The sequence below is a fragment of the Pedobacter sp. 01T416_2 genome, from assembly GCF_056398925.1.
Genome location: NZ_JBFTQI010000204.1, coordinates 1 through 8,154 on the forward strand (window position 1 = coordinate 1; position 8,154 = coordinate 8,154).

An 8,154-nucleotide genomic window follows, 5' to 3' on the forward strand; every position below is an offset into this window, starting at 1 on the left:
TTGCGGAAGTTATAATGCTTTGGAAGTTATTAAACTATCAGATTAGCCGGGTAATTGAAAATATTCCAGAGGAAAAGCTTCAAAATACCTGCGACACAGGAAATGGGAAAATAGAAATGCACACCCTTTCTTTTTTTATCGATGATTACTTAGTGCATTTGAAATATCATTTAAACCAAATAACGCTTAACAAATAGCTAAGCCAATTAATAATGAAAAATAGTATAAAAGTTTTCGCTCCGGCAACCGTTGCAAACGTAGTTTGTGGTTTCGATGTACTGGGTTTCGCTGTAAACGAACCTGGTGATGAAGTTGAAATGCGATTTACCGATACACCTGGTGTGGTGATCAAAAGAATTACTGGTGATGATGGCCGTTTGCCTTTAGATGCAGCGAAAAATACCGTAAGTGCCAGTGTTCAACATTATTTAAAGCATATAAACCGTTTAGATGTTGGTGTAGAAATTGAACTGCACAAGAAAATGCCTATTGGCAGTGGATTGGGCTCAAGCTCGGCCAGTACAGTAGCTGGTTTATTTGCCATTAACAAATTAATGGGCGACTTATTAACCACTAAAGAGCTGGTTCCTTTTGCCATGAAAGGCGAAGAACTTGCCTGTGGCTATGGCCATGCCGATAACGTTGCCCCTGCATTGTTGGGTGGTTTTGTACTGGTGAGAAGTTACGAACCGCTTGATGTAATTTCTTTACCTACGCCTGCCGGCATGTATGCGGCAATTGTTTATCCAGAGGTAGATGTACCGACCAAAGATGCACGCCAAATGATCCGCAGTAAAGTAGCATTAAAAGATGCGGTTACCCAGTGGGGAAATGTTGCAGGTTTAGTGAGTGGATTGTTCATGAATGATTTTGATTTAATTGGAAGGAGCATGAAAGACGTTCTGGTAGAACCAACACGTTCGATCTTGATACCTGGTTTTGAAGAAATGAGAAAACTGGCGATGGAGAACGGCGCAATCGGCTTCGGAATTTCAGGCTCAGGCCCTTCTGTTTTCGCATTAACTCAAGATGAAGAAACAGCCAGAAAAATAACAAAATCGCAACAGCAACATTTGCATAAAATAAATATTAACAGCAAAGCTTTCGTATCTCCGGTTAACGCGGAAGGACCGAGAGTAATTTCTTAAGGCTGGAAGGTAGAGGTTTTAAAGGTGGAGGGCTAAGCATCCAAAACCTTCCAACCTTCAACCTTTCAACCCTCCAACCTCATTAAAAAYGAAACTATACTCAACCAACAATAAAAACTTACGTGTTTCTTTCAAAGAAGCCGTTTTTAACAGCATGCCGCAGGATAAAGGCTTATATATGCCTGTTGAAATCCCACAGCTTGACCCCGAATTCATCCAGAATATAGAAAAATATTCTCTGCCTGAAATTGCTTACAAGGTAGCTTCAACTTTATTAAAAGATGAGATCCCTTCAGATGATTTAAAAGCTTTAATTGATGATGCTATTAATTTTGAAGCACCGGCTGTTAAATTAGATAACAAAACCTTTGTGCTCGAATTGTTCCACGGTCCATCTTTGGCCTTTAAAGATTTTGGCGCCCGTTTTATGAGTCGTGTGATGGCTTACTTCTTAAAAGACGGCGAACAACTTTTAGATGTTCTGGTTGCTACTTCTGGCGATACCGGTGGCGCAGTAGCTTTGGGTTTCTTGGGTGTGCCGAACACCAGAGTAACTATTCTTTACCCTGAGGGGAAAGTGAGCCCGATACAGGAACTGCAGTTAACCACCAACGGCGAAAACATCAGAGCTGTTGAAGTTAAAGGTACTTTTGATGACTGCCAGGCTTTGGTTAAACAAGCTTTTGCAGATGATGAGTTGAATGCGAAATTTAGATTGACTTCTGCCAATTCGATTAATATTTCGCGATTAATTCCGCAAACATTTTATTATTTCAATACTTACGCCCAGCTGAAAAAGCAAGGTTTTAAAGACGTGGTGTTTTCAGTACCAAGTGGAAATTTCGGAAATATTGGCGCAGGTTTACTGGCCTATAAATTAGGATTACCCGTTAAGCAGTTTATCGCTGCTACTAATGTTAACGATACCGTTCCGCGCTTTTTAGAGAGTGGCGTATATGAAGCGAAACCATCTACACAAACCTACTCGAACGCGATGGATGTAGGGGCACCAAGCAATTGGGTACGCATTATGGATCTTTTTAATCAGGATGTAGAAGCCATCAAAAAGGTGGTTACCTCTTATCGTTTTACTGATGATGAAACATTGGAAGGGATCAAAGAAATTGACAGCAAGTTAAACTATGTAGCTTGTCCGCATACCGCGATTGCCTATTTAGCAGTTGAAAAATACAGGAACGAAAATCCTGCAGACCAAAGTGCCGCAGTTTTCTTATCTACGGCACACGCTTGTAAGTTCCCTGATATTTTCCCTGCAGATATTGCAGCTAAAATCGAAATCCCTGAACAGGTAAAAGCTTTGGAAAGTAAACCAAAACATGCAGATCAGTTAGATGTGGATTTTGAAGGATTTAAAAGTTATTTGCTTAAAGGATAATAAGTATACATTGTTATTTCGAAGTCTGATCATTGTCAACTTGATTGGGAATCCTAATGCAAGTAACAGGCATTAAGATTCCCGCCTGCGCGGGAATGACGTATCTATAAAACAATGTTCCTATTTCATACTTCTCTATGCATTCCTTTTTAAGCACATCGAACAGTAAATACCGAAATACAAAGTAAACAGAGAATAAAAAAATCCCGACTTTCATCGGGATTCATTTTTACTTAGTGTTTTGCGATTTTAGTGTTTTCAGCTCGCGCTGTAGTGCTTCAATCTGCTGCTGTTGTTCCTTTATACTGGCGACCAAAAGCGGGACTAAACTCTCATAATCTACCTTGGTAATAGTAGCATTTTTAAAAGCATTTTTGCCTGATGCATAACTTTTTGCCTGTACAGAAACAATTTCAGGAAAAGCTATTTTAGCGTCAGCTCCTACAAAACCATACTGTGGTTTAGCAGATAACTTCAGTTTTTCGGCCCAGGCTTTATCATAACTAAAACTTACAGGCTGCAACTTAGTAACCTGATTTAGGGCATTTTCTACTGGTTTAACATTGTTCTGCACAACTTCTTGTGCACTGATTTTTAAAGCGGCAGCGACTAACAGCACTGCAAATGAAATTGCTCGTTTCATATATATTATTTGTAATTTTTAAAATAGAGAATTGGTTCCGTTTTTGCGAAACGGTTTAAACATTAAAGAATATGCTTATACAGAAGGTGGCGGCGTTAAAACCTCAGGGAAGTAGGCCAATTGAAGACAATAATCAGGAATAAGCACCTTTTTTGAAGTTTGAAGTGGGAAATATAACGCTCCATGAAACGCGATTTGCTGCACCGCATATTCAGTTTCTACTTTCTTTTCTTCTTTCTCTGTTGCGTCATCGTTTGTAGATAAAACTTCAACATTATTGGTAGAATAGTTTAAATACGAAACCGCATCACTTACTTTTAAGAAAAAAGCTATCGCAATGCAGGCAATAAGTACATATTTAAGGCCATCTAATTTCATTAGTGCAAAGATAAACGCTACAGCATTAAAACAATAATTTTAAGGTTAAAGTTCTGTAAGAATTTCAAGCATAGCTGTAGTAGCCAACTCAACATCAGCGGCTGAGGTCCGCCAGTTTACAAAAGCAGCACGTATTCCTTTCTTCCCGTTATAAAATGTAGGGGTCATAAAAACTTTTCCGCCCGCGTTTAACTTATTCAGGAATGTTGCAACTAAACTTTCATCTGTCAACGAAAAACAAACGGTATTTAGACGTACGGGTGCCAATAACTCGAAGTTTGGATTTTCATTAATAAAACAGGCAAACTGTAAGGCCACCTCAACATTAGTTTCTACAATTTCCTGATAACCTTGTTTTCCATAGCTTGTTAAGGTAAACCATGCAGGTAAGGTCTTTAAACGGCGGGAATTTTCTGGCAAAAAATTTAAGTAACTGAAATTTTCCATCGGATTGCCCAAATAAGCTGCATTAGAATTCTGAAAGGTTTCTACCTGTAACAATTGGTGTTTTTCTTTCACGAAAAATACTGCGTTTTCATAGGGTACATTTAGCCATTTGTGGCAATCAACCGTAATACTGTCGGCATGCTCCCATCCTTTAACAAAATGATTATATTTAGGCGAACAAGCGGCAAAGCCGCCAAAGGCTGCATCGATATGCCACCAGAAATTATATTTTTCTTTTAAGGCATTAATGGCTTCAAAATCATCAAAATCAACCGTATTTACTGTTCCGGCACTTGAGATTAAAATGAAAGGTTCGCCATTTAAGGCTTGTATTTTTAGTTCAAGGTCGGCAACATCTAGCGCTTCGCGGTTGCCCTGCATTACGTTTACCTGAATAAAATTGCCACTACCCAAGCCAAGCATCGATAAGGATTTTATGGCTGATGAGTGCGGTGTAGCCGACAATACATTTACCTTACCTGATATACCTTCTCTGGCAAAATCTTTTCCAAATTGTTTGCCAATCCATTGCCTTGCAACAGCTAGGCAGGTAAAATTAGATAAGGTTGCTCCGGTTACAAAACCACCGAAAAAATCCTTGGGCAGGTTAAACAACGAAAGTAATAACTGGATGGTTTCGAGTTCGATGATAGCCGAAACGTCGCCGTTACCTTTTGCGCTTTGTGTGTTTTGATCGTAGATAGTCGACAGCCAATCGCCAGCAATGGCAGCAGGAGTTGTTCCACCGGTTACAAAGCCCCAGTATCTTGGCCCAGATGAGGCCACCATAATAGGCTCGAAGCGTTGATTAAATTGTTTTAAGGCTTCAAGTGTACCAAAACCTTGCTCGCATAAATCCCAGACAATCTCTACTTCAGCAGAACTGGTTGTAGGCCGTTCATGAATTTGGTTTAAATAATCTATTCCCTGTTGTTTAACTTCTGTCAGTATGGCATCGAGGTTTTGTTGGTCGATATTTAGATTATTCATGATGATAATTTAAGTAACAAAAAAAATACGTCATTGCGAGGCACGAAGCAATCTTAAAGCGCTAGGTTAATTAGCGATCGTTGTAGGATTGCTTCGTGCCTCGCAATGACGACGCTTTTTAGACTAAAAAATAGCCTTAGCAATCTTTTTGGTTTGCTCTGGGCGGCCCATGGTGTAAAAGTGTAACACCGGGGCACCAAAATCAATCAATTCTTTACATTGTTTAATCATGGCTTCAGTACCAATTTCTTTTGCCTCATTATTATTTTTAGCGTGCGATAGCGCATCCGTTAACTCATCAGGCAAATCGATGTGAAATATTTTAGGCAGCACATTTAACTGAGACAAGGTACTTATAGGCTTCAAGCCTGGTATAATTGGAATATTGATATCGTTTTCCCTGCATTTTTTTACAAAATCGAAATACTTCTGGTTATCGAAAAACATCTGCGTAACAATAAACTCTGCTCCTGCTTCAACCTTCTTTTTCAGGTATTTGAAATCGGTACTCATGTTAGGCGCTTCGAAATGTTTTTCCGGATAGCCAGCCACGCCGATACAGAAATCACTTTTAAAGGTTTCTACATCTTCGTGCAAAAATTTACCTTCGTTATGGTTCTTGATGTGCTCGATCAAATCTGTAGCATAACAGTGTCCGCCGGGAGTTGGCACGAAATTCCCATCTGCCTTACGGGCATCGCCACGCAAAGCCAAAACGTTATCAATACCCAAGAACTGTAAATCGATCAATGCATTTTCGGTTTCTTCTTTGGTAAATCCACCGCAAATGAGATGCGGAACGGCATCTACTTTATATTTATGGATAATGGCCGCACAAATGGCAATGGTTCCGGGACGCTTACGATAAGATACCTTTTGTAGCAAACCATTCGCCTGTTCTTTATAAATGTAATCCTCGCGGAGCGAAGTTACATCAATAAAAGGAGGATTAAACTCTAATAATGGCTCTATCGCATCATAAATCCATTGTATACTTTGCCCTTTAATAGGCGGCAATAATTCAAAAGAGAACAAGGTTTTACCCTTTGCGTTTTTTATATGGTCTGTAATCTTCATAACCTATTTTTGGGTGTCATGCTGAGTGCTAACGAAGCATCTCTAACATTGTAGCAGTTCTTATTTCTGATGACTGCAAACATCAAAATTATATGTTCTTCGGTTTGAGATCCTTCTATTCACTCAGGACGACAAATCGAAAATATTAATAAGCTAAATTTGGACTTAACCACCGCTCCACTTCTTCAACCGGCATATTCTTTCTGATGGCGTAATCTTCAATCTGATCTTTGGTAATTTTTCCTAATCCAAAATACCTTGAATCGGGATGCGCGAAATAAAACCCACTTACCGCTGCTGTTGGATACATGGCATAACTTTCGGTTAAGTGTAACCCTATTTTATTCTCCGCATCAAGCAATTGGAATAAAGTTCCTTTTTCGGTGTGTTCCGGACAGGCAGGATAACCTGGCGCGGGACGGATACCTGCGTATTCTTCTTTAATCAATTCCTGATTGCTCAGATTTTCATCTTGTGCATAACCCCAGTATTCTTTACGTACACGTTCGTGCAAGCGTTCTGCGAAAGCTTCAGCTAAACGATCGGCCAATGCTTTAGCCATGATACTATTGTAATCATCGTAATTCGATTCGAACTCATTTACCAGGTCATCAATCCCGATACCTGCGGTTACGGCAAAACCACCAAAATAATCCTGAATACCACTTTCTTTCGGTGCAATGAAATCAGATAAAGCATAATAAGGCTGCCCATCTACTTTTTCGGCCTGCTGGCGGAGGGTATGGATAGTTACCAGTTTGGAGTTCTCAGTTTTCAGTTCTGAGTCATTTGACAGCTGATCACTGGCAACTGTCAACTGAATATCGTCTCCAACCGCATTAGCTGGCCAGAAACCGATTACGGCTCTTGCTGTTAACAGTTTTTCGTCGAGGATGCGTTTYAATAAAGTTTGTGCATCATCAAAAAGTTTCTTTGCCTCATCCCCTACATTTTTATCATCGAAAATTTTCGGATAACTGCCACGGAGCTCCCAGGTATGGAAAAACGGCGTCCAATCGATATAGGGAACCAGTTCTTCTAAGGGATAGTTATCGAAAACCCTTGTGCCTGTAAATTCCGGAACGGGTAGGTTGGGCTGAAAATCAATCTTAAATTTATTTGCACGTGCCTCTTCTAAGGTTTTAAAACGTTTATCCGATCGCTTATTTAAATGCGCTTCGCGTGCTTTATCATATTCGGCCCTGATACCTGCCACATAATCGTCTTTTGTTTCAGGATTCATCAAGGTGCTGCAAACGGTAACACTTCTGGAAGCATCCAATACGTGGATAGCAGGTCCTGAATAATTTGGCGCTACTTTTACAGCAGCATGGATTCTTGAAGTAGTGGCCCCACCGATAATTAAGGGAATGGTAAAACCTTCGCGCTCCATTTCTTTGGCAAAGTGAACCATTTCATCCAATGATGGTGTAATCAATCCACTTAAACCAATAATATCGGCTTTTATTTCTTTGGCTTTTTTGATGATTTCCTGCGCAGGAACCATCACGCCCATGTCAACAATTTCGAAGTTATTACAAGCCAATACTACACCCACAATATTTTTTCCAATATCATGCACATCGCCTTTTACGGTGGCCATTAAAACTCTTCCTGCAGATGAACTTTGATCCTGATCGGGATTATCCAGCTTTTCCTGTTCGATAAATGGCAATAAATAGGCTACGGCTTTTTTCATTACCCTTGCCGATTTTACCACTTGTGGCAAGAACATTTTTCCGGCACCGAATAAATCACCCACAATGTTCATCCCATCCATCAACGGTCCTTCGATTACCTGAATCGGGCGGGCATATTTTTGTCTGGCTTCTTCCACATCATCATCCAGGTATTCTACAATTCCCTTTACTAAAGAATGAGATAATCGCTCTTCAACAGAACCTTTTCTCCACTCTTCATCTTTAACTACCTCTTTACCTTTCGATTTTACGGTATCGGCATATTCTACCAAACGCTCTGTAGCATCGTCTCTTCGGTTTAAGAGTACATCCTCCACCCTTTCTAACAATTCGGGTGGAATTTCCTGATAAACTTCTAGCATCCCTGCATTTACG

At 40.0% G+C, this 8,154-nt stretch carries 7 protein-coding genes and 1 pseudogene; 3 read left to right on the plus strand and 5 right to left on the minus strand.

From position 1 onward, the window contains the following. From AC1DPQ_RS10790 to thrC, 3 genes and pseudogenes are all read left to right on the plus strand, one after another. A partial coding sequence (locus tag AC1DPQ_RS10790) for a hypothetical protein (RefSeq protein ID WP_477609220.1) occupies positions 1–197 on the plus strand: 197 nt, incomplete at its 5' end. Between the two features lie 15 nt (positions 198–212). After that, a complete protein-coding gene (locus tag AC1DPQ_RS10795) occupies positions 213–1,148 on the plus strand; it encodes a homoserine kinase (RefSeq protein ID WP_477578710.1) in 936 nt (311 codons plus the stop codon). A 91-nt stretch (positions 1,149–1,239) separates the two neighbouring features. Further along, positions 1,240–2,544: pseudogene (gene thrC / locus AC1DPQ_RS10800) on the plus strand (threonine synthase); the annotation flags it as partial. Between the two features lie 229 nt (positions 2,545–2,773). On the opposite strand, the gene AC1DPQ_RS10805 reads toward thrC, so the two are convergent. The 5 genes from AC1DPQ_RS10805 to AC1DPQ_RS10825 all read right to left on the minus strand — a co-directional run. Continuing rightward, complete coding sequence (locus tag AC1DPQ_RS10805; RefSeq protein ID WP_477578714.1) at positions 2,774–3,187, minus strand: tail fiber domain-containing protein; 414 nt, start codon at positions 3,185–3,187, stop codon at positions 2,774–2,776. A gap of 75 nt (positions 3,188–3,262) precedes the next feature. Then, a complete protein-coding gene (locus AC1DPQ_RS10810) occupies positions 3,263–3,565 on the minus strand; it encodes a hypothetical protein (protein WP_477578715.1) in 303 nt (100 codons plus the stop codon). 45 nt (positions 3,566–3,610) lie between these two features. Next, a complete protein-coding gene (locus AC1DPQ_RS10815; RefSeq protein WP_477578717.1) occupies positions 3,611–5,002 on the minus strand; it encodes a pyridoxal phosphate-dependent decarboxylase family protein in 1,392 nt (463 codons plus the stop codon). A gap of 123 nt (positions 5,003–5,125) precedes the next feature. Then, positions 5,126–6,079 carry a methylenetetrahydrofolate reductase [NAD(P)H] gene (gene metF / locus AC1DPQ_RS10820; protein WP_108197393.1) on the minus strand — a complete coding sequence of 318 codons (954 nt, stop codon included), beginning with the start codon at positions 6,077–6,079 and terminating at the stop codon, positions 5,126–5,128. Between the two features lie 145 nt (positions 6,080–6,224). Then, positions 6,225–8,154: vitamin B12 dependent-methionine synthase activation domain-containing protein (locus tag AC1DPQ_RS10825; RefSeq protein ID WP_477609222.1), on the minus strand; the 1,930-nt coding region annotated here is incomplete at its 5' end.